At 56.7% G+C, this 21,526-nt stretch carries 19 protein-coding genes, 1 tRNA gene and 1 pseudogene; 17 read left to right on the top strand and 4 right to left on the bottom strand.

The window, feature by feature from the left end; all coding sequences use genetic code 11:
- Positions 1-36: 36 nt before the first annotated feature.
- The 12 genes from xerD to QMZ65_RS06610 all read left to right on the top strand — a co-directional run bounded on the left by xerD (position 37) and on the right by QMZ65_RS06610 (position 11,605).
- Complete coding sequence (gene xerD / locus QMZ65_RS06555; protein ID WP_034823182.1) at positions 37-930, top strand: site-specific tyrosine recombinase XerD; 894 nt, start codon at positions 37-39, stop codon at positions 928-930.
- 22 nt (positions 931-952) lie between these two features.
- Complete coding sequence (gene dsbC, locus QMZ65_RS06560; protein ID WP_034823178.1) at positions 953-1,666, top strand: bifunctional protein-disulfide isomerase/oxidoreductase DsbC; 714 nt, start codon at positions 953-955, stop codon at positions 1,664-1,666.
- 9 nt (positions 1,667-1,675) lie between these two features.
- On the top strand, positions 1,676-3,400 hold the full coding sequence (gene recJ / locus QMZ65_RS06565) for a single-stranded-DNA-specific exonuclease RecJ (protein ID WP_283215673.1): 1,725 nt from the start codon (positions 1,676-1,678) through the stop codon (positions 3,398-3,400).
- 211 nt (positions 3,401-3,611) lie between these two features.
- A protein-coding gene (gene prfB, locus QMZ65_RS06570; protein WP_097118019.1) for a peptide chain release factor 2 occupies positions 3,612-4,710 on the top strand; the annotation gives its coding sequence in 2 pieces (ribosomal slippage) (positions 3,612-3,686 and positions 3,688-4,710; 1,098 coding nt in all).
- A gap of 9 nt (positions 4,711-4,719) precedes the next feature.
- On the top strand, positions 4,720-6,240 hold the full coding sequence (gene lysS / locus QMZ65_RS06575) for a lysine--tRNA ligase (RefSeq protein ID WP_283215634.1): 1,521 nt from the start codon (positions 4,720-4,722) through the stop codon (positions 6,238-6,240).
- A gap of 154 nt (positions 6,241-6,394) precedes the next feature.
- On the top strand, positions 6,395-7,246 hold the full coding sequence (locus tag QMZ65_RS06580; protein WP_097118017.1) for a MurR/RpiR family transcriptional regulator: 852 nt from the start codon (positions 6,395-6,397) through the stop codon (positions 7,244-7,246).
- A gap of 252 nt (positions 7,247-7,498) precedes the next feature.
- On the top strand, positions 7,499-8,335 hold the full coding sequence (locus QMZ65_RS06585) for a transporter substrate-binding domain-containing protein (protein WP_097118016.1): 837 nt from the start codon (positions 7,499-7,501) through the stop codon (positions 8,333-8,335).
- 2 nt (positions 8,336-8,337) lie between these two features.
- Positions 8,338-8,970 carry a DUF1989 domain-containing protein gene (locus QMZ65_RS06590; RefSeq protein WP_211729291.1) on the top strand — a complete coding sequence of 211 codons (633 nt, stop codon included), beginning with the start codon at positions 8,338-8,340 and terminating at the stop codon, positions 8,968-8,970.
- Positions 8,954-9,601 (top strand): urea carboxylase-associated family protein, encoded by a 648-nt coding sequence (locus tag QMZ65_RS06595; RefSeq protein WP_097118014.1) that lies wholly within the window; start codon positions 8,954-8,956, stop codon positions 9,599-9,601. The genes QMZ65_RS06590 and QMZ65_RS06595 overlap by 17 nt, the downstream gene beginning before the upstream one ends.
- A gap of 3 nt (positions 9,602-9,604) precedes the next feature.
- The gene (locus QMZ65_RS06600; protein WP_034823169.1) at positions 9,605-10,255 is read left to right on the top strand and encodes an amino acid ABC transporter permease; all 651 of its coding nucleotides are present in this window, start codon (positions 9,605-9,607) and stop codon (positions 10,253-10,255) included.
- The gene (locus tag QMZ65_RS06605; RefSeq protein ID WP_034823167.1) at positions 10,255-10,920 is read left to right on the top strand and encodes an amino acid ABC transporter permease; all 666 of its coding nucleotides are present in this window, start codon (positions 10,255-10,257) and stop codon (positions 10,918-10,920) included. The genes QMZ65_RS06600 and QMZ65_RS06605 overlap by 1 nt, the downstream gene beginning before the upstream one ends.
- A gap of 13 nt (positions 10,921-10,933) precedes the next feature.
- A complete protein-coding gene (locus QMZ65_RS06610) occupies positions 10,934-11,605 on the top strand; it encodes a DUF1989 domain-containing protein (RefSeq protein WP_097118012.1) in 672 nt (223 codons plus the stop codon).
- On the opposite strand, the gene QMZ65_RS06615 is transcribed toward QMZ65_RS06610, so the two are convergent.
- Positions 11,606-12,232 (bottom strand): hypothetical protein, encoded by a 627-nt coding sequence (locus tag QMZ65_RS06615; RefSeq protein WP_097118011.1) that lies wholly within the window; start codon positions 12,230-12,232, stop codon positions 11,606-11,608. It abuts the gene before it with no gap.
- A gap of 365 nt (positions 12,233-12,597) precedes the next feature.
- Here QMZ65_RS06615 and QMZ65_RS06620 point away from each other — a divergent pair, with 365 nt between their 5' ends.
- A complete protein-coding gene (locus QMZ65_RS06620; protein WP_058961822.1) occupies positions 12,598-13,761 on the top strand; it encodes an MFS transporter in 1,164 nt (387 codons plus the stop codon).
- On the opposite strand, the gene QMZ65_RS06625 is transcribed toward QMZ65_RS06620, so the two are convergent.
- Positions 13,758-14,678: a LysR family transcriptional regulator gene (locus QMZ65_RS06625; protein WP_283215635.1), complete on the bottom strand. Its 921-nt coding sequence runs from the start codon at positions 14,676-14,678 to the stop codon at positions 13,758-13,760. The genes QMZ65_RS06620 and QMZ65_RS06625 overlap by 4 nt on opposite strands.
- 108 nt (positions 14,679-14,786) lie before the next feature.
- On the opposite strand from QMZ65_RS06625, the gene lysA reads away from it, so the two are divergent.
- The gene (gene lysA / locus QMZ65_RS06630; protein ID WP_283215636.1) at positions 14,787-16,040 is read left to right on the top strand and encodes a diaminopimelate decarboxylase; all 1,254 of its coding nucleotides are present in this window, start codon (positions 14,787-14,789) and stop codon (positions 16,038-16,040) included.
- On the top strand, positions 16,037-16,489 hold the full coding sequence (locus tag QMZ65_RS06635; RefSeq protein WP_283215637.1) for a GNAT family N-acetyltransferase: 453 nt from the start codon (positions 16,037-16,039) through the stop codon (positions 16,487-16,489). Before lysA ends, QMZ65_RS06635 begins: the two co-directional genes overlap by 4 nt.
- A gap of 29 nt (positions 16,490-16,518) precedes the next feature.
- Here the strand turns inward: QMZ65_RS06635 and galR are convergent, their stop codons facing one another.
- Positions 16,519-17,520 (bottom strand): HTH-type transcriptional regulator GalR, encoded by a 1,002-nt coding sequence (gene galR / locus QMZ65_RS06640; RefSeq protein WP_034823157.1) that lies wholly within the window; start codon positions 17,518-17,520, stop codon positions 16,519-16,521.
- 196 nt (positions 17,521-17,716) lie between these two features.
- Here galR and QMZ65_RS06645 point away from each other — a divergent pair, with 196 nt between their 5' ends.
- Positions 17,717-19,978 carry a molybdopterin-dependent oxidoreductase gene (locus QMZ65_RS06645; protein ID WP_283215638.1) on the top strand — a complete coding sequence of 754 codons (2,262 nt, stop codon included), beginning with the start codon at positions 17,717-17,719 and terminating at the stop codon, positions 19,976-19,978.
- Between the two features lie 433 nt (positions 19,979-20,411).
- Positions 20,412-20,894 (top strand): annotated as a pseudogene (locus tag QMZ65_RS25335) (peptidoglycan synthase); the annotation flags it as partial.
- Positions 20,895-21,411: 517 nt separating this feature from the next.
- On the opposite strand, the gene QMZ65_RS06655 reads toward QMZ65_RS25335, so the two are convergent.
- Positions 21,412-21,524 (bottom strand) — tRNA-OTHER (locus QMZ65_RS06655).
- Positions 21,525-21,526 lie beyond the last annotated feature (2 nt).

Consider the following 21,526-nt stretch of genomic DNA (forward strand, 5'->3'; position numbering starts at 1 on the left):
TAATGAGCACGATTTCACACGTGTTTGGGGGGAACCGTGCAGGATAGCGATCTGATTGAACAATTTCTGGATGCGCTCTGGATTGAGCGTAACCTGGCGCAAAATACCCTTGCGTCTTATCGCCAGGATTTGCAAACGCTCACCGGCTGGTTACACCACCACGAACGCACGCTGCTGACGCTGGAAGCGCTCGATCTGCAGCAATTTCTCGCCGAACGCGTCGAAGGCGGCTACAAGGCCACCAGTTCGGCGCGTACGCTCAGCGCGATGCGCCGTCTGTTTCAATACCTCTATCGCGAAAAGCTGCGCAGTGATGACCCCAGCGCACTGCTCTCCGCGCCCAAACTGCCGCAGCGATTGCCAAAAGACCTCAGTGAAAACCAGGTAGAACGTCTGCTGCAGGCACCGAGTATTGATGTGCCGCTTGAGCTACGTGACAAAGCGATGCTGGAACTGCTGTATGCCACCGGTTTACGTGTGTCGGAGCTGGTGGGTTTAACCCTCAGCGACATCAGTTTGCGTCAGGGCGTGGTGCGCGTGATCGGCAAAGGTAACAAAGAGCGACTTGTGCCATTAGGTGAAGAAGCGATTTACTGGCTGGAGCACTATATGGCGCACGGTCGGCCGTGGTTGCTGAATGGGCAAACGCTGGATGTGATGTTCCCCAGTAACCGCGCGCAACAAATGACGCGTCAGACTTTCTGGCATCGCATCAAACACTATGCCACCCTTGCCGGTATCGACAGCGAAAAGCTATCACCACACGTGCTACGTCACGCATTTGCCACACATTTACTGAACCACGGTGCGGATTTGCGCGTCGTACAGATGTTGTTGGGACACAGCGACCTCTCCACCACCCAAATTTATACGCACGTGGCTACCGAGCGCCTGCGTCAGTTACATCAACAGCATCATCCGCGTGCTTGAACCGCGGCAACAAGGAATTGAGATGAAAAAACAGTTAACGATGCTGGCATTGCTGGTCAGCGCCTTTGCCGGTCTGGCTCATGCCGATGACAGCGCCATTCAGCAAGCATTGAAAAAACTCGGATTGCAGCAGACAGAGATTCAGTCTTCACCGCTGCCAGGCATGAAAACCGTGTTGACCGAAAGTGGCGTGCTGTACGTCTCTGAAGATGGCAAACACATGATTCAGGGCCCACTATACGATGTTAGCGGTGCGCAGCCGGTAAACGTCACCAACCAGCTACTGGACAAAAAAATCACCGCGCTGGCGCCGGAAATGATCGTTTATAAAGCGCCAAAAGAGCAGCACGTGATTACCGTGTTTACCGACATCACCTGTGGCTACTGCCGTAAGCTGCATGAGCAGATGGCCGACTACAACGCGCTGGGCATCACCGTGCGTTACCTCGCTTTCCCGCGTGAAGGTCTGCACGGTCAGGTGGAAAAAGCCATGCGCGCCATCTGGTGCAGCGCCGATCGCAACAAAGCCTTTGATGCAGCGATGAAAGGCGATGCGCCGCAGATGGATGCGCCAGAAACCTGCAAAATCAATCTGGATAAGCATTATCAGCTGGGCATCTTGTACGGTATTCAGGGCACGCCTGCCATTCTTACCGATACCGGCATGATGATCCCTGGCTATCAGGGCCCGCAGGAGCTGAAACAGGTTCTTGATGGTCAGAAGCGAGGCGGTTAATCCACAGTGATGCATTCTGTCGAACTGCGTCGGCGTGAAATCCAGGCCGACGCCAGCTTACCTGATACCTTACCGCCGCTACTGCGCCGCCTTTACCTGCAACGCGGTGTCAAAGAGGCCGCTGAGCTCGAGCGTGGTGCAAAACATCTGTTGCCGTGGCAAACCCTGGGTGGCATCGATCAAGCGGTAGCCTTACTGCATCAGATGCTGGAAACCGGTCGCCGTATTGTGGTGGTCGGTGATTTCGATGCCGATGGCGCAACCAGCACCGCGTTAACGGTCTTAGCGCTGCGCAGCATGGGCGGCAATGTCGATTATCTGGTGCCGAACCGCTTTGAAGATGGCTACGGCCTGAGCCCTGAAGTGGTAGAGCAGGCGCGCGCGCGCGGTGCGGAGATGATTCTCACCGTGGATAACGGCATCTCTTCCCATGCAGGCGTAGAAACCGCCCATCAGCACGGTATTCCCGTGCTGATCACCGATCACCACTTGCCTGGCGAAACGTTGCCAGCAGCGGAAGCGATCGTTAACCCCAATCTCAATGACAGTGCCTTCCCTTCGCGGTCGTTGGCCGGTGTGGGCGTGGCGTTTTATCTGATGCTGGCGCTGCGTGCACACCTGCGTTTGCAGAACTGGTTTAGTGATGGCCGAAACGAGCCCAATCTGGCGGAGTGGCTGGATCTGGTGGCGCTAGGTACAGTGGCTGACGTGGTGCCGCTGGATGCCAATAACCGCATTCTGGTGTGGCAGGGCTTGAGCCGCATCCGCGCTGGAAAATGCCGGGCGGGGATTCGCGCGCTGCTGGAGATCGCCAACCGCGATGCGCGTCAGTTGGCGGCCAGCGATCTCGGTTTTGCCGTCGGGCCTCGCCTCAATGCAGCCGGTCGACTGGATGATATGTCGGTCGGTGTGGCACTGCTGCTCACCGAAGACATTGCGCAGGCGCGCATGCTTGCCAACGAGCTTGATGCGCTGAACCAGACGCGCAAAAAGATTGAGCAGGGCATGAAGAGCGAAGCGCTGGCGCTGTGTGATGAGCTGGAACGCCAGCACACCGATTTGCCGCTGGGGCTGGCCTTCTATCATCCCGAATGGCATCAGGGCGTGGTCGGCATTCTGGCCTCACGGCTGAAAGAGCGTTTCCATCGCCCGGTGATCGCCTTCGCGCCAGCGGGCGACGGCACGCTTAAAGGCTCGGGCCGCTCGATTGCGGGGCTGCACTTACGTGATGCACTGGAGCGTCTTGATACGCTCTATCCTGGCTTGATGATCAAGTTTGGTGGGCATGCCATGGCGGCGGGCCTGTCGCTGGAAACCGAGAAGTATGATCTGTTCCGCGAACGCTTCGCCGCGCTGATCGACGAGTGGTTAGATGGTGAAGCGCTGCAGGGTGTGATTTGGTCCGATGGCGAACTGCATGCGCAGGAATTCACGCTGCACACCGCTGAAATGCTGCGTGAAGCCGGTCCCTGGGGCCAGGCTTTTCCGGAGCCAGTGTTCGACGGCCAGTTCAAATTGCTGCAACAAAAGCTGGTGGGCGAGCGCCACCTCAAGGTGATGATTGAGCCTCTGGGCGGCGGCCCACTATTGGATGGCATCGCGTTTAACGTTGATACGACCTTGTGGCCGGATACCAGCGTGCGCCAGGTGAAACTGGCCTACAAACTCGATATCAACGAATACCGTGGCAACCGCTCGGTTCAACTGATTATCGACCATATCTGGCCGCTATAACCGCATCATTCATTCGGGGGCGTCTAAAAGCGCACCCGGTAACCTGCAGCGAGTGACCCTGGTTCGCCATGGTGGGTAACCGAATCCCTTTGGGCGCACTGTTGCGCTATCTCGCATACCTGCAATGCTACAAAGTACGCGCAGTTTCGGGTAAACTAGCGCGTTACTTTTTATCCCCTTTCACCGAATCGTCAAAAAAGACTGAAAAGCCATGTTTGAAATTAATCCGGTCAAAAATCGTATTCAAGACCTCACCGAGCGCAGCGACGTTCTTAGGGGGTATCTTTGACTATGATGCCAAGAAAGAACGCCTCGAAGAAGTAAACGCCGAGCTGGAACAGCCTGACGTCTGGAACGAACCTGAACGCGCGCAGGCGCTGGGTAAAGAACGCGCTTCGCTGGAAGCGGTGGTAGAAACCTTAGATCATATGCGTCAGGGCCTGGAAGATGTGCAGGGCTTGCTGGATCTGGCGGTAGAAGCCGACGACGAAGAGACCTTCAACGAAGCCGTTATCGAGCTGGATGGTTTAGAAGCCAAGCTGGGCGAACTCGAATTCCGTCGCATGTTCTCTGGCGAGTATGACAGCGCCGACTGCTACATGGATATTCAGGCCGGTTCTGGCGGTACTGAAGCGCAAGACTGGGCCAGTATGCTGCTGCGCATGTACCTGCGTTGGGCAGAGGCCAAAGGTTATAAAACCGAAATCATTGAAGAGTCAGACGGTGAAGTGGCCGGTACTAAATCCGCCACCATTAAAATCATCGGTGACTACGCGTTTGGCTGGCTGCGTACCGAAACTGGCGTCCATCGCCTGGTGCGTAAGAGTCCATTTGACTCCGGCGGCCGTCGTCATACCTCATTCAGTTCGGTGTTTATCTACCCGGAAGTGGATGACAACATCGATATCGACATCAATCCCGCCGATCTGCGTATCGACGTTTACCGCGCCTCGGGTGCGGGTGGTCAGCACGTTAACAAAACCGAGTCTGCGGTGCGTATTACCCACTTGCCGACCAACATTGTGGTGCAGTGCCAGAACGACCGTTCACAGCACAAAAACAAAGATCAGGCTTTCAAGCAGTTGCGTGCGAAGCTGTACGAATATGAGATGCAGAAGAAAAACGCTGACAAGCAGGCCGCGGAAGACAACAAATCCGACATTGGCTGGGGCAGTCAGATTCGCTCATACGTACTTGACGATTCACGTATCAAAGATCTGCGCACTGGCGTAGAGACGCGCAACACGCAAGCGGTGCTGGATGGCGACATCGACCGTTTCATTGAAGCAAGTTTAAAAGCAGGGTTATAAGGAACCGACATGTCTGAACAACAACCGCAGAGCGCTGATGCCGCCCTTGAGTTAAACAACGAACTGAAAGCGCGTCGCGAAAAACTCAGCGCGCTGCGTGAAAAGGGCATCGCGTTTCCTAACGATTTCCGTCGCGATACCACGTCTGATGTGCTGCACGCCGGCTATGACGCAAAAGAGAACGAAGAGCTGGAAGCGCTCGGCGTTGAAGTGAGCGTGGCCGGTCGTATGATGACCCGCCGCATCATGGGTAAAGCCTCTTTTGCCACCCTGCAGGATGTTGGCGGCCAGATTCAGATCTACGTATCACGTGACGATCTGCCAGAAGGCGTCTACAACGAGCAGTTCAAAAAATGGGATCTGGGCGATATCCTTGGCGCGCGCGGTAAGTTGTTCAAGACCAAAACCGGTGAGCTGTCGATCCACATCACTGAACTGCGTCTGCTGACCAAAGCGCTGCGTCCACTGCCGGATAAATTCCACGGCCTGGCCGATCAGGAAACCCGTTACCGTCAGCGTTATCTCGATCTGATCTCTAACGACGAATCACGTAATACTTTCAAAGTGCGCTCTAAAATCATGGCCGGCATCCGTCAGTTCATGGTTAACCGCGACTTTATGGAAGTGGAAACCCCAATGATGCAGGTGATCCCTGGCGGCGCGTCAGCCCGTCCGTTCATCACCCATCACAATGCGCTCGACATCGACATGTACCTGCGTATTGCACCAGAGCTTTACCTGAAGCGTCTGGTGGTCGGCGGCTTCGATCGCGTGTTCGAGATCAACCGTAACTTCCGTAACGAAGGTATTTCGCCACGTCATAATCCAGAGTTCACTATGATGGAACTCTATATGGCGTATGCGGACTACAAAGATTTGATCGAGCTGACCGAAAGCCTGTTCCGCACCCTGGCGCAGGATGTGCTGGGCACCACTGAAGTGCCTTATGGTGACCACACCTTCGATTTCGGTAAACCGTTTGAGAAGCTCACCATGCGTGAAGCGATCAAGAAATACCGTCCGGAAACCGACCTGAACGATCTGGAAGACTTTGATAAAGCCGTTGCGATTGCCAAATCGCTGCATATCAAAGTAGAGAAGAGCTGGGGTCTGGGCCGCGTCGTCACTGAGATCTTCGAAGAGACCGCAGAAGCATACCTGATTCAGCCAACCTTCATCACTGAATACCCGGCTGAAGTGTCACCGCTGGCACGTCGTAACGATGAGAACCCGGAAATCACTGACCGCTTTGAGTTCTTCATCGGCGGTCGTGAAATCGGTAACGGCTTCTCCGAGCTGAACGATGCAGAAGATCAGGCAGAGCGTTTCCTGCAGCAGGTTAACGCTAAGGATGCAGGCGATGACGAAGCGATGTTCTATGACGAAGACTACGTCACTGCACTGGAGCACGGCCTGCCGCCAACAGCAGGTCTCGGCATTGGTATCGACCGTATGGTAATGCTGTTCACCAACAGCCATACCATCCGCGACGTGATCCTGTTCCCGGCACTGCGTCCAACCAGCAAGTAAGGCAAATCGGTGCGCATAAATCCGCGCACTTTGCCGTAAGCCTTAGAGGTCGCCATTATGGCGGCCTTTTTCATTTCTATTCCCCTGGCAAAATTCCTGATGACAACCCGGCACGCTCTGTGCAGGATAGTTTTTTTATTTTCAGGGAATCACCATGAGTGCAAAAGCGGCAACGTTAGAGGGCCGGATTCAACAGCACTGGGATCAACTCTCCAGCCACGAGCAGCGACTGGCTGACGTGCTGCTGGCGGCACCTGGCCAGCTGGCGATGAATACCGCCACCGAACTGGCACAGAGCGCGGGCGTTTCCAAAGCCACCACCACGCGTTTTTTCCGTCATCTCGGTTACGAAAGCTATGAAGCCGCGCGTCGGCAGGCGCGTGAGATGCAGAGCAGCGGCTCACCGCTCTATTTGCAGGCCGTACCAACCGCATCACCGCTGGCCAGCATCATGCAGCAGCACCTGGAAAAAGAGATCGCTAATCTGGTCAACAGCTATCGCACGCTCGACAGTGAACAGCTGCAGCAGGCGGTGAGCGCCATTGCCCAATCACGCCGCGTGGTGGTGATGGGCTGGCGTCACAGCCAGACCATTGCCCAGCTGATTTACCGCGATCTGGTGCATATCCATCCTGACGTGCGTTTGCTGCCGCGTCCCGGCGATTCGCTTGCGGAGCATCTGGCGGCGCTGAATCAGCAGGATGTGGTGATCTGCGTTGGATTGCGTCGCCGTATGCCTGCGCTGGAAGCGGCGATGAATGCGCTGGCAGAACGCAACGTGCCGATGTTGTATATCGCCGATGTGCTCTCCGGCAAACCAGCGCGTCACGCGCAGTGGGTGGTGCGCTGCCATACCGACAGCAGCCTGATGTTCGACAGCACCGCCGCGCTCTCCGGCGTATGCAATCTGCTCTGCTCACTGGTGGCCCGGCAAATGGGCAAAACCAGCAATGATTATCTGGCGCAGGTTGAAGCCTTGCACCAATCCCTCGACGAACTGGAATAACGCCCCGTTCTGGCGCATAGTGCGCCAGATATTGCCCCATAGTAGTGCGCTCACTCCTCCGCTATCCCCGCCTGATTTCCCGCCAATGAAATCACAGAAACTTAAAATTAAAATAAAGAAACAAATGTTTCTCACTGATTTTATTCAGTAATACCCTCTCTACCCCAAAGGTGTTAGCTGGGTGGTGAAAAAACTGGCACAAAATATGCTCAGTAGAAAAAGACATTTCACCAACACCAGGGAAACACCACAATGAAAAAAACAGCACTGCTGATCGCCGCTCTTCTCACCGTTGGCACCATGGCGCAGGCGCAAGCCGATACCCTGAGTGACATCAAAAGCAGCGGCAAAATTACCGTTGGTATCGATCCAACCTTTCCTCCATACGAATACACCGACGACAAAGGCGATATCACCGGCTATAGCGTGGCGATCATGCAATCCTTCGCCAAAGATCTCGGTGTGAAACTGGAGTTTCAGAAAACCGCCTTCAGCGGCATTTTGCCGGGCCTGATCTCTGGCTCGTTCAACGCCGAAGGTTCTTCTCTTAACGTCACCGCCGAGCGCGCGAAGAAAGTGCTGTTCACCGTGCCTTACAGCAAAACCGTAAACGGCGTGCTGGTACGTGAAAGTGAAGCCAGCACCTTCAGCGGCAAAACGCTCAGCCCGGAAAGCCTGTCTGGTCTGCGTGGCGCGGTAAAAACCGCCAGCGTGCCAGAGCAGTTGCTGAAAGGCTTTAACGAGCAGCTGAAAAAGGAGGGTAAAAAACCCATCACCATCATCAACGTGGATTCGCTGGATCAGACCGTCAGCACTTTGATGACCAAACGCGCTGACTTCGTTTACGACGACATCTCCGTGCTGGCCCCGGTCGCGAAAAAATACGCCGGAAAAGTGGCGCAGGTGGGTGAAGTCGGTCCATCGCAATGGATGGGCTGGGCGACACGTAAAGAAGACGGCAGCCTGAACAAAGCCATCAGCGACCACATTCTGGCAATGCAGAAAGATGGCGAGCTGACCAAACTGCAGCAGCAGTATCTCGGCACCACCTTTACCGTGCCCGCCAGCGATTTCATTCCTCAGGAGTAATTATGTGCCAGTGCAACCTGACGGTGCCTGCGGGCCATGGCAAAACCTTCCGCGTGCGTAAGGGCCAGTTTATTACCGTGATTGACAGTGAAGGGCAGCAGGCGGCGGATTTCGTCGCCGTTAACGCCAATGATTTAAACGAAAAGCTGTCGCCGGTGCATACCCGCCAGCATCTACGCTCACTGTTTTTCAAGCCAGGCGATGCGCTGTGGTCGAGTGAAAACCGTCCGATGCTGCGGATTCTGGCGGACAGCATCGGCATCCACGATGCCAACGTGCCAGCCTGCGATCGTACCCGCTTCAGCGTCGATTTCGGCGTTGAAGGCCATCGCAACTGCGTGGACAACCTGCTGGAGGGCATGAAAGCCTTTGGCGTGACGTACTTCTCGCTGCCTGAGCCGTTCAACCTGTTCCAGAACGGTCCGGTGACCGCCGATGGCCGAATGGAAGTGACCGATCCCAACAGCAAAGCGGGCGACAGCATTACCTTCGAAGCGCTGTGCGATTTGATTTGTTCGGTATCGTCCTGCCCGCAGGACATCATTCCCGGTAACGGTTTGCAGGTCACGCCGATTGATATCGTGGTGAGTGACGTGTTTCACGCAGAGGAGATGAATCATGCTGTTAATGCGTGAAAGTTATGAAGAGACCGCTGAGCGCACGCTGGCGCAGTCGGTCACGGTGGAACCGGGCAGCGTCGGGTCGATTAAGGTGCTGCGCGGCCAGTTGCTGCGCATCACGGCGCAGGGCGACGGCGCGGTGGCTTCCCTGTTTGGTTTTAGCCTCGCCGATCCTGCTGTGTGGCTGTCGGTGCATCACACTCGCGTCTTCAGCAACAGCTATCTGCTGGGTTCCGGTATGCGTCTGGTGAACAACCGCCGCCGTCCGATGATGGTGCTGGGCAAAGACAGCGTGAAGCGTCACGACCTGCTGCTGCCTGCCTCTACCCGCGCCTTCCTTACGGAAAAAGGGTATCAGGGTGAAGGCTGTTTGGAAGCGGTGAGCGGCGAGCTGGCGCGATTGGGGATGGTGGTGCCGAAGCTGCCGGACCCGATCAACCTGTTTATGCACGTCAAGCTGACGCGGGCCGGCGACATCCTGCCGGAGCCGAACCTCACCAAAGCAGGCGACAGCATCACCTGTCGCGTGGTGATGGACACGCAGTTTATCGTCTCGGCCTGCAACACCGGCATCGAGGGCAACGATCAACCTGCACCGCTGCTGCTGTCGGTGGCGGAAAACCTGCACGACTTTAACGCGGAGTAACGCATGGGGCTGGATCAACAGGTAGTGGCCGCGCTGCCGGAACTCGGACACGGCCTGCTGATGACGTTGGTACTCACTGTACTGGCATCATTGGTCAGCGTGGTGATGGGGCAGCTTGGCTGCTTCCTGCAACTGCGCCGTGCCTGGATCTGGCGCGCCATCGGCCGGCTGTACGTCAGCCTGATGCGCGGTACACCGGCCATCGTGCAACTGTTCGTGGTGTTTTTCACCTTGCCGCGCCTCGGATTGGGCGGTCAGCCGATGCTGGCGGCGGTGATTGCCATCGGCCTCAACAGTGGCGCTTACGTGGCGGAGATTTTGCGGGTGAACCGTTCACTGGTGACGCGCGGTCAGCTCGAAGCCGCACGCACGCTAGGTCTCAGCCGCTTCTTAACCTGGTGGTATGTGATTAATCCACAGGTGATGCGCGCCAGCCTGCCGATGCTGGTTAACGAGTTCACCATCCTGCTGAAAACCACGCCGCTGGCCTCGGTGGTGGCGCTGACGGAACTGACCTACGCAGGACAGATTGTGATTGCGCGTACCTATGAAGCTACGCAGGTGCTGCTGCTGGTGGCGGCTGGATATCTGCTGATCGCCATGCCGTTAATTGCCGCTGCCCGACGTCTGGAAGCCAAACGGAGGATTGCCTGATGGATTGGCAAGCCATTCTCACTTCCCTGCCTTCGCTGGGAGACGGCATGATCGCCACGCTGCAACTGTGCATTGTTGCCGCGCTCTGCTCACTGGCATGGGGCGGGCTGATGGCATTACTGCTAATGCGCGCTTCGCCGTTCTGGTTGCGTTTACTCAATCTTTACAGCGGATTAACCCTCGCGTTGCCGCTGCTGGTGGTGATCTACCTGCTCTATTTTGTGCTGCCGGAGTACGACATCACGCTGTCATCGCCGGTGGTGGGCGTGCTGGCCCTGACGCTCTATTACGCGCCCTATATCGCACAGGTTATTCGTGCGGCAATAGAGGCATTGCCGAAGGGGCAGTGGGAAGCTTGCCGCGTGCTGGGTTTGAGCCGCAGCGAACAGCTGCGCGATGTGGTGTTGCCGCAAACCCTGCCGCAGATGCTGTCGCCGCTGGTCGGTTTGATGATTGGTTTGATTAAAGACTCGGCGCTGCTGTCGATTGTCTCGGTGCAGGAGTTTATGTACGCCGCCAAACAGGCGATTTCAGATACCTACGCGCCGCTGGAGATCTATCTCACGGTGGCGCTTTGTTACTGGCTGCTCAACAGTCTGATCGACTGGTTGGCACGCGGCCTTGAATCTCGCATGACGCGCTATCGTCGCGGCATGCAGCATTAATCAGGAGAACACTATGTCAGCTGAATATCAGCATCGTGAAGCGATCACCATTCCCGCGCGCTACGGCAAAGCGGTGCGTCTGAAGAAAGGGGAAGCGGTGCAGGTGATCAATCTGCATGGCACTCAGGTAGTGGATTGCTGGGCGTACAACGCCGAAGACGTCAGTGAATATATGTGTATGGAAGCGACGCGCGTGTGGAACCAGCGTCTTAATCCCAAAGTCGGTGACAGCTTTATCACCAGCCAGCGCCACCCGATTCTGACCCTGGTGGCAGATACTTCACCCGGCGTGCATGATTCCTTTATGGCGGCCTGCGATGCGCGTCGTTATGAGCTGCTGGGCTGCACCGAGTATCACCGCAACTGCCACGATAACCTGTTTGAAGGCATGCGCGAATTAGGTGTCGAACTGCCGCACGGCAACCTGGCGTCTCTGAATATTTTTATGAATATTCAGGTGCAGCCGGATGGTATCACGTTGAAAACGCTGCCGGTGGTGACAAAGCCCGGTGACTACATTGTGCTGCGCGCTGAGATGGATTGCTACGTGGCATTCTCCGCCTGCCCACAGGATATCGTCAGCATTCAGGGGCAGGGCGACAACACCCCGCGTGATGCCGAACTGCGTATTCTGACTGCCGGCTTCCCGCAGGTGCAGCTGAAAGGGGCTTGGGTGCCAGCGTAATTACGATTTCACGACCTGATCCAGCCACACCTGAAAACGCGAATAAGGCACATACAGCGCCACATCCTTATACAAGGTCTTACCGCTTTTATTGTCGTCAATCGCGCTGCTGTAGCCGACAATTACCCCCGCCAGCGTATCATCGCTGGCGTTGTACACCGCACCACCCGACATGCCTTTCACTACACCGGCATTCGCCGCGACCACCACACAACTCGGTTTATTCCAGTCGTTGGCCAGTGTGGTGTTGATCAAATTCTTGCCGCTTGAGGCCACCGGCATGGCAGAAATAAAGCTGTAGCCATAGAGATTGACGTTGTCGCCGATATGGCTGTTGCGGAACGGGGGAGGAAGATTGGGTTCGCTGTTCTTGTGGTACACCACGGCGATATCGCACTCGGGATGCCAGGCTTTCACCCGATACATCGAGTATTTTGCCACATGTGCGGCCGTCAAACTGTATTCCGGTGTCAGGGGAATGGTGGTGCCTAGCGCACCAATGCCCAGCACGGTAGGAATGCCGGTTACGGTCATATCGACGCGTTTTGCGGCTTCTTTGCTGTACTCATAGTGCCCCACGGAGCAGCCGCTCAGGCAGCCCACTGTCAGTGCGATCAGCCATCGCATAGGTCATTCCCCCTGCATTGTTTGACACCGCATCACCGCGTAACTGGTTGAGGTATCGGCAATGCGCGCCCATCCTTTACTGCTTGATTGCTCGCCAAAAGCTGATGAGCTGTGACAGCGATCACAACTGAATCAAGCGTAGCGTGAAAAGTGTCATCTGTCTCAGTGGTCAGGCAGAGTCACTTTCGCGCGCGGGGATTATTGCTTTGCAAGCAAAGATGCCTTGCAGCGCAGAGGCTGGTTGAGCTGCCAAGCCTGTGCTTTAATCAGAATGTGACGCAGTTCAAATATCTATAAGCGTCCGTTGTAACCGCACGGCGTTCGTTGTGCGGCCTGCCTGCAAAACATTTTTAGGAGAGTGTGTTATGCCTGTTGCATTACTGGCGCTGGCGTTGAGTGCGTTCGCCATCGGCACCACGGAGTTCGTGATTATGGGATTACTGCCGGAAGTGGCGGGCGATCTGCAGGTAACGATTCCTTCAGCAGGATGGCTGATCAGTGGTTATGCACTGGGCGTAGCCATCGGTGCACCGATTATGGCGTTGCTGACGGCGAAGCTGCCGCGTAAACGAACCCTGATTCTGCTGATGATCATCTTCATCATCGGCAACGTGCTGTGCGCGCTGGCGTACACCTACAACCTGCTGATGCTGGCGCGCGTGGTCACCGCACTCTGTCACGGGGCCTTCTTCGGGATTGGTGCGGTAGTAGCGGCGAGTCTGGTGGCACCGAGCCGTCAGGCATCGGCGGTGGCGCTGATGTTCACCGGCTTAACCCTCGCCAACGTGCTGGGTGTGCCGCTCGGCACCTGGTTTGGTCAGATGTTTGGCTGGCGTGCCACCTTCTGGGGCGTGGCGATCATCGGCATCCTCGCTTTTATCGCTTTGATTGTCAGTCTGCCAACCAACAAAGAAGAGAAACCGGTACATCTGGCGAGTGAAGTCAGCGCGCTGGCAAATGGCAAACTGTGGCTGTCGCTGCTGATGACAGTGTTCTTTGCTGCTGCGATGTTTGCGCTGTTCAGCTATATCGCGCCGCTGCTGTTGCAGGTCACGGGCATCACCGATCGTGGGGTGAGCTGGACGCTGTTCCTGATTGGCGCAGGCTTAACCGTCGGTAATATCCTCGGCGGCAAGCTGGCCGACTGGAAAGTCTCGTTTAGCCTGATCCTCAGCTTTGTGCTGATCGCCGTCTTCTCGCTGCTGTTCAGCTGGACCAGCCACGCGCTGTGGCTGGCGGAAATCACGCTGTTCCTGTGGGCGATGGCGACCTTTGCTACCGTGCCTGGCTTGCAGATTAACGTGGTGCGCCATGGTAAAGACGCACCTAATCTGGTCTCCACGCTTAACATCTCGGCGTTCAACGTCGGTAATGCGCTCGGTGCCTGGGTAGGCGGCGCGGTGATCGATAAAGGCTACGGGCTGACGTCAGTGCCGGTGGCCGCCGCTGCACTGGCGGTGGTCGGTCTGGTCATCTGTCTGATCACCTTCCGCAAATCAGGCGGGCAGGGCGAAACGGTACGCGCTTAAACCAGACGCTCGGCAATGCGTTGGGTAAAGGTGGCCACCTGCTGTTGCAGGTGGTCGCAGAAATGATCAACCAGCGCTGACGCCGGGCGATGCTGTGGCCGCACCAGACTGACGGTGAACGGCACCGCGATACTAAATCTGCGCATCACCACACCGCTGTCGGCGTAATCGAGCGCCGTCAGCGGATTCACAATTGAAATCCCCACGCCGGCGCGCACCATCGCGCAAACCGATGCCGCACTGTGTGTTTCCAGTACCAGACGGCGCTCCACTTCTTGTTCATGAAAGAGTGAATCCAGCAGCTGGCGATAACTGTCACTGCGCGACAAGCTGACGTAATTCTCTCCCTGAAAATCCTGCGGCGTCAGCACCTCACGCTGGCACAACGGATGGTTGGGCGGCAACACGCACACTTCATCGCAGGTCAGCAGCGGTACGCGTTCGGTGCCTGCTGGCGCATGTTGAGTCTCAGTCAAACCCAGATCGTAGCGCTGTGCCGACAGCCACTCTTCCAGCAGCGGCGACTCCTGCGGAATGATGTTCAGGCTGACCTGCGGATAGTGTTGCAGAAAGGGTTGCAGCAGTGGTGGCAGCAGTGACTGCGAGAACACCGGCAAACAAGCAATCGACAGCTCGCCCTGACGGAATTGGCGCAATCCTTCGGCGGCATCCATGATGCGGTCCAGCCCGTACCAGGAGCGTTGTACTTCTTCATACAGCCGTAAACCCTGCACCGTGGGCTGCAATCGTCCACGCACCCGCTCAAACAGTTCCAGACCCAGCTGCTGCTCCAGCCGCGCCAGCTCACGGCTAACGGTTGGCTGCGAGGTGTGCAGCAACGCGGCGGCTTGCGTCAGGTTGCCGCTGGTCATCACCGCGTGGAAAATTTCGATATGTCGCCAGTTAATTTTTGCCATCACTCCTCCGTTAATCCATATCATATTTGTATAGCTGACGCTAAAACAGATATTTTTCTGAATCGTCTTGCTGTGGCTAAATAGTGGTAAAGACACAGGAGAATTGAGATGCCACGTCCACTGAACAACAACGAAACGGCCCTGACCGCCGCTAATTTACTGCCGCTGGCACAGCGCTATGCTGGTCCATTCTGGGCCTACGATGCCGCCATCATTCAGCAGCGTATTGCCCAGCTGAGTGCGTTTGACGTGGTGCGTTTCGCCCAGAAAGCCTGCTCCAATATCCACATTCTGCGCCTGATGCGTGCCGCAGGCGTGAAGGTCGATTCCGTTTCCCTGGGTGAAATCGAACGCGCTCTGGCCGCCGGTTTCCAGCCGGGTGGCGAAGATATCGTCTTTACCGCTGACGTCTTCGATCAGCCAACCCTGGCGCGTATCGCGGAGTTAAAAGTGCCGGTCAATGCCGGTTCTGTGGATATGCTGCATCAGCTTGGCGCGGTCTCTGCGGGCCATAAAGTGTGGCTGCGTATCAACCCGGGTTTTGGTCATGGGCACAGTCAAAAAACCAATACCGGTGGCGAGAACAGCAAGCATGGCATCTGGCATAGCGATCTGCCGCTGGCGCTGGCAGCGATTCAGCAGCACGGCCTGAAATTAGTGGGTCTGCATATGCACATCGGTTCCGGTGTTGATTACGGCCACCTGCAGCAGGTGTGTGACGCGATGGTCGATCAGGTCATCGAATTTGGTCAGGATCTGGAAGCGATTTCAGCCGGTGGTGGTTTGTCGATTCCTTATCGCTTCGGTGAAGAAGCCATTGATACCCAGCACTATTTCGGTTTGTGGAGTGGCGCGCGTGACCGCATTGCGGCGCATCTTGGCCATGCGGTGAAACTGGAGATTGAACCGGGTCGTTTCCTGGTGGCGGAGTCTGGCGTGCTGGTGTCGCAGGTGCGTGCGGTTAAGGAGATGGGCAGCCGTCACTTTGTGCTGGTGGATGCCGGTTTCAGCGATCTGATGCGTCCATCGATGTACGGCAGCTATCACCACATTTCTGTGCTGCCAGCTGATGGTCGTGCATTGAGTGATGCAACGGTGGAGAGCGTGGTGGCGGGGCCGCTGTGCGAGTCTGGCGATGTGTTCACCCAGCTGGAAGGCGGTAAAGTCGAGACGCGTGCACTGCCTGCGACGCAGGTCGGCGATTATCTGGTGTTCCACGACACCGGCGCGTACGGCGCTTCGATGTCTTCCAACTACAACAGCCGTCCGCTGATTCCGGAAGTGCTGTTTGAGAATGGCGCTCCGCGTGAAATTCGTCGCGCGCAGACCATTCAGGAGCTGCTGGCGCTGGAGCTGATGTGATCAACATTGTTCCACTCAGTGAAGTCCCACATCACGCCAGTCATATTACCGACTGGCTGTGGCAGGCGTTTGGCGAGGGAACGTCGCGCGAGTTTTATGACAGCATTGTGCGCAGCAGCCTGAACGGTGCCGAGTATCCGGTGACTTTCGTGGCGCTGGATGGTGATGTGCCGTTGGGCACGGTGGGATTCTGGCGCTGTGATCTCATCAGCCGTCAGGATCTCTATCCGTGGATCGCCGCGCTGTATGTGGATGAACATGCGCGCGGCAATGGCCTGAGCGAAGCGTTACAGCAGCATGTGTTGAATTATGCTCGCGAGCGCGGACATGAAAAACTGTGGCTGTGGTCAACGTTTGGCGGCTACTACGAGCGCTTTGGCTGGCAGTATCAGTGTGATGCGCTGGAGTTCCCGGATGTGCGGGTGAAGGTCTATTCGCAGGTGTTATGACCCGGTGCGCATTGATGCGCACCTGGAGATCAACCCGGTCCGCTCACCGAATGCCTTCTCACCAGCGTCGGGCTAAACATATTGGTCACTTCTGGCATTTCCGTGCCGTTGGCTAACGCCAGCGCCAGCTGCGCCGCCTGCTGCGCCATGGTGACAATCGGGTAACGCACCGTGGTCAAACGTGGACGCACATAGCGTGACACCAGCACATCATCAAAACCAATCAGCGACATCTCTTCCGGCACGCGAATGCCGTTATCACTCAACACCGCCAGTGCGCCAGCCGCCATGGAGTCGTTGTAACAGGCCACCGCTGTGAACTGCTTACCGCGCCCCAGCAATTCCGTCATCGCTTGTTCACCCCCGACTTCGTCCGGCTCGCCCCACGCCACTAAGCGGTCGTTGGACGGTAAGCCGTGCTCTTTCAGCGCGTCGTAGTAACCTTGCAGGCGGTCTTCGGAGTCAGAAATAGGGTGGGTCGAGCAGATAAAGGCGATTTGCGTATGACCTTGCTGAATCAGATGGCGCGTTGCCAGCCAGGCACCGTAACGGTCATCCAGCGCGATGCAGCGCGATTCAAAGCCTTTCAACAGTCGGTTGAGCAACACCATGCCCGGCACCTGCTTCATCAGCACTTCGAGATCGGCGTCAGGAATTTTCTTGGCGTGCACCACCAGCGCATCGCAGCGATGACGCATCAGCTGCTCAATCGCCTGACGCTCTTTTTGCTCAATGTGGTAACCGTTACCAATCAGCAGGAAGTTGCCGGTGGCACCGGCGACTTCATCGACCGCTTTCACCATCGCGCCGAAAAACGGATCGGAAACGTCACCCACCACCAGACCCAGGGTTTCGGTGGATTGCTGCGCCAGCGCGCGTGCATTGGCGTTCGGGTGATACTGCAACTGCTCCATTGCCTGGGTCACGGCGAGACGTGAACTCTCGCTGGCTTTGGGCGAATTATTGATGACGCGGGAAACGGTCGCGACCGATACCCCAGCCATGCGGGCAACATCCTTAATGGTAGCCATGCGGTTACTTGCATCCGGGAAAACGTTTACACATCTCATCAGTGTTACGGAAAACAGTACCTGTAGCAACCCGCGAGAATGCCAGCGCTGTCGCAAAAGCGCGGAAAATCAGGCGCTCACAGCCAGACTTCAGCGCGTCAGGGCGGCATGGTATGCTGCCAGCACGATTCAGACCTGTCTGCCGGACCCAATAACCATGAAAACACGCGTGCCACACCTGGCGCACTGGGGCGCATTTACTGCCGTCACGGAAAACGACCGCCTGATTGGCTGTGAACCCTTTTTTGCTGACGCCGATCCGTCGCCAATGCTCAACACCATCCCGGAACTGGTCTACTCGGATAAGCGTATCCGCCAGCCAATGGTACGTCGTTCATGGCTAAAGTCGCGTGAGAATAGCGATCGCACGCTGCGTGGACGTGAAGATTTTGTCGCCGTGGATTGGGATACCGCACTGGATCTGGTGGCAGAAGAGAATCGCCGCGTGCGCGATCGCTACGGCGCATCGGGTATTTTCAACGGTTCTTATGGCTGGTCTTCGGCGGGACGCGTTAACCATGCGCGCACCCTGATCCGTCGTTTCTACTTCCAGGGCGGCGGCGGGGTGGATCAGCAGGGCAACTATAGCTGGGGCGCCGCGCAGTTCTTCCTGCCTTACGTAATTGGCACCTATATGCCGCTCACCGGCCGCGTCACCGACTGGCCGAGCGTGGTGGAACATGCCGACATCTTTATCGCCTTCGGTGGTCTGGCGCTGAAAAATGCCCAGGTGGCGTCGGGCGGTGCCGGACAGCACAGCCTGAAACCGGCGCTGGAGCAACTCAGCGCCAAAGGCACGCCGATCATCAACATCAGCCCAATGCGCGATGACTGCCCGGCGTTTGTGAATGCCGAGTGGATTCCGATTCGCCCGAATACCGATGTGGCGTTGATGCTGGCGCTTGGCTTCGAAATCACCCGCCGCAATGCGCTGGACGAAAGTTTCCTCGCCAGCCATTGCACCGGCTGGCCGCAGTTACGTGAATATCTGCTGGGCGAAAGCGACGGCATCGCCAAAACGCCGGCGTGGGCGAGTGCCATCACCGGCATTCCGGCGGCGCGTATCGCGTTACTGGCACAGCAGCTGATTGGCAAACGCAGCTTTATCACCTGTTCTTACTCGGTACAGCGCGCCCATCGCGGTGAGCAGCCGTACTGGATGATGATTGCGCTCTCCTCGATGCTCGGTCAGCCGGGCTTACCGGGCGGCGGCTTCTCCTTTGGTCACGGGTCGATGAACAGCGTCGGTAATCCGCGTCAGGAAGGGCCCGCGCCGATGATGAGTACCGGGCCGAATCCCGGCAACTTCTCGATTCCGGTCGCGCGCATCAGCGATATGCTGCTCAACCCCGGCCAGCCTTACCATTTCCAGGGCGAAACCCTGCACTATCCCGATATCCATCTGGTGCACTGGGCGGGGGGCAATCCGTTCCACCACCATCAGCAGCTTAACCGCCTGGTGGAAGGCTGGCAGCGCCCGGATACCGTTATCGTGCAGGATATCGTCTGGACCCCGGCGGCGCAGATGGCGGATATCGTGTTACCCGCCACCACCACGCTGGAGCGCAACGACATCGGCGGATCTTCACGCGATCGTTTTGTGTTTGCGATGCATCAGGCGGTGAAACCGCAGCATCAGGCGCGTCATGACTTCGATATCTTTGCGGATATCGCCGATCGCCTCGGCTACCGCGATCTGTTCACCGAAGGGCGCAACGAGATGCAGTGGATTGAGCACCTGTATCAGCAGTGTGCGGTGGCGCACGCGCGTAAAGATATCCACTTCCCGGAGTTTGGTGAGTTCTGGGAGCGTGGCTTTGTTGAGATCCCGGAAGGTGGCAAGCCGTATGTGTTTATGGATGAGTTCCGTGCTAACCCGCAGGCCCATCCGATCCAGACCGCCAGTGGTAAAATCGAGCTGTTCTGTCAGACCATCGCCGATTATCAACTGGAAGATTTTGCCGGACATCCCGAGTGGCGTGAGCCGCAGGAGTGGTTGGGCTCACCGCTGAGCGGGGATTTCCCGCTGCATATGATCTCGATTCAGCCCTCGGATCGGCTGCACAGCCAGATGGACGCGACTGCCACGGTGCAAGCGAATAAAACGGCCGGGCGTGAAACCTTATATATGCATCCGCAGGACGCCAGTGCGCGTGGGATTGTGGATGGCGACGAAATCGAAGTCAGTAATGCGCGTGGCCGTATGCTGGCCGGTGTGCGCCTGACCGATGGCTTAACCGAGGGTGTGGTGATCATCGCCACCGGTGCCTGGTTTGATCCCGGATTCGGCCGCACCTGGCAGCCGTGGGACCGTGCCGGTAACCCCAATGTGCTGACGCTGGATATTGGCACCTCGTCACTGACGCAAGGCCCTAACGCCATGAGTTGCCTGGTGGAAATCAAAAAACACCTGATGTGAATGGGGTGCTAACAATCTCACCGCTGGTTACATTTTGCGGGTAACTGTTGCGTTTGAGAGATGGAGAACCGTCATGCCACCTTGCTACAGTCAGGGTCCCAGAGGTATTGATGGGTGAACATCAAAAAGTTTTCTTGATTACACCGACCTGCGCAGATGCGCAGGTTTTTTTTGCCTGTCGTTCCCGCTAACGAACTGAAACACAGTTTTCCTGTCAACTCGCTTTACCTTTCTTTATAACTGCGGATAACAAGCTTGAAAAAACTGTTTATTGCAGCGGAATGCTATGCCCCGTATAAAAAAACTTCTGGGAAAAGACCAGATCAAAGCCCCATTTAACCCGTTTCGTTTTCGCCTGATTTGTCTGGGTGTCTTCAGCTGCATGGTGTTGCTGCTGATCTTCGTCGGTGACCTGCAACTGATTAAGCATCCGATGCTGGAGCACGAGGCCGATCAGCGTTCACTGCGCACCGTCACCTTGCCCACCAACCGTGGCACCTTACTGGATCGTGATGGCCAGGCACTGGCACTGAGCGTACCGGCGCGCGATATCATCGCCGACCCGATGCGCGTGCTGGAAGCCAATCCCGACTTTACCAACGCCAAATGGACCTATCTTGCCTCGGCGCTGAACTTACGTCCGGAAGAGTTGCGTGAGCAGATCACCGCGAACCCGAAAAAACGCTTCCTCTATCTTGGCCGTAAAATCGAACTGGGCATCGCCAAAGACATCGCCGAACTGCACCTGAAGGGCATCAGCTCGGTATACAACGACAGCCGCTTCTATCCAATGAGTGAAGCCGCTGCGCCGTTGATTGGCATTGTCGGTGCTGACAGCAATGGCCTGAACGGTCTGGAGAAAGGTTTCGACCACGTGCTGCAAGGCGAGCCGGGCAAAGAGGTTTATCGTCAGGACAAAGAGGGTAATATCGTGGCGATGCTGGATTACGAGCCGCCGAAGCAGCCGCCAACGGTACAGCTGAGTATTGATAAGTTTGACCAGTTCACCCTCTACAGCAAACTGCGCGATGGCGTGTTGCTGAATAAAGCGGATTCCGGTGCGGCAGTGCTGATCAAGATCGATACGGGCGAGATCCTGGCGATGGCTTCCTATCCTTCGTTCAACCCCAACAACTTCGATAACGCCACGCCTGCACAGATGCGCAACACGGCGATCAATGACAGCTACGAACCCGGCTCAACGGTGAAACCGCTGGTGGTGATGGAAGGGCTGGAGCGTCATCTGGTGCGTGCCGACTCGGTGATCGATACCACACCCTACAGCGTTAACGGCCACTTGATTCGTGACGTCGGCCACTGGCCGCGCCTGACCATGACGGGCATTTTGCAGAAATCGAGTGATATCGGCGTATCGCACATTGCGCTGGCGATGCCTGCTGAAGCGCTGGTGAACACCTATCAGGCGTTTGGCCTGGGTAAGCCGACCGGACTCGGGTTAACCGGCGAGAGCGTGGGCTACTTCCCGCTGCACCGTGAACGCTGGGCGGATATTGAACGCGCCACCTTTGCCTTTGGCTACGGCCTGCG

The organism is Pantoea sp. EABMAA-21 (assembly GCF_030053335.1).
Taxonomy (GTDB): domain Bacteria; phylum Pseudomonadota; class Gammaproteobacteria; order Enterobacterales; family Enterobacteriaceae; genus Pantoea; species Pantoea communis.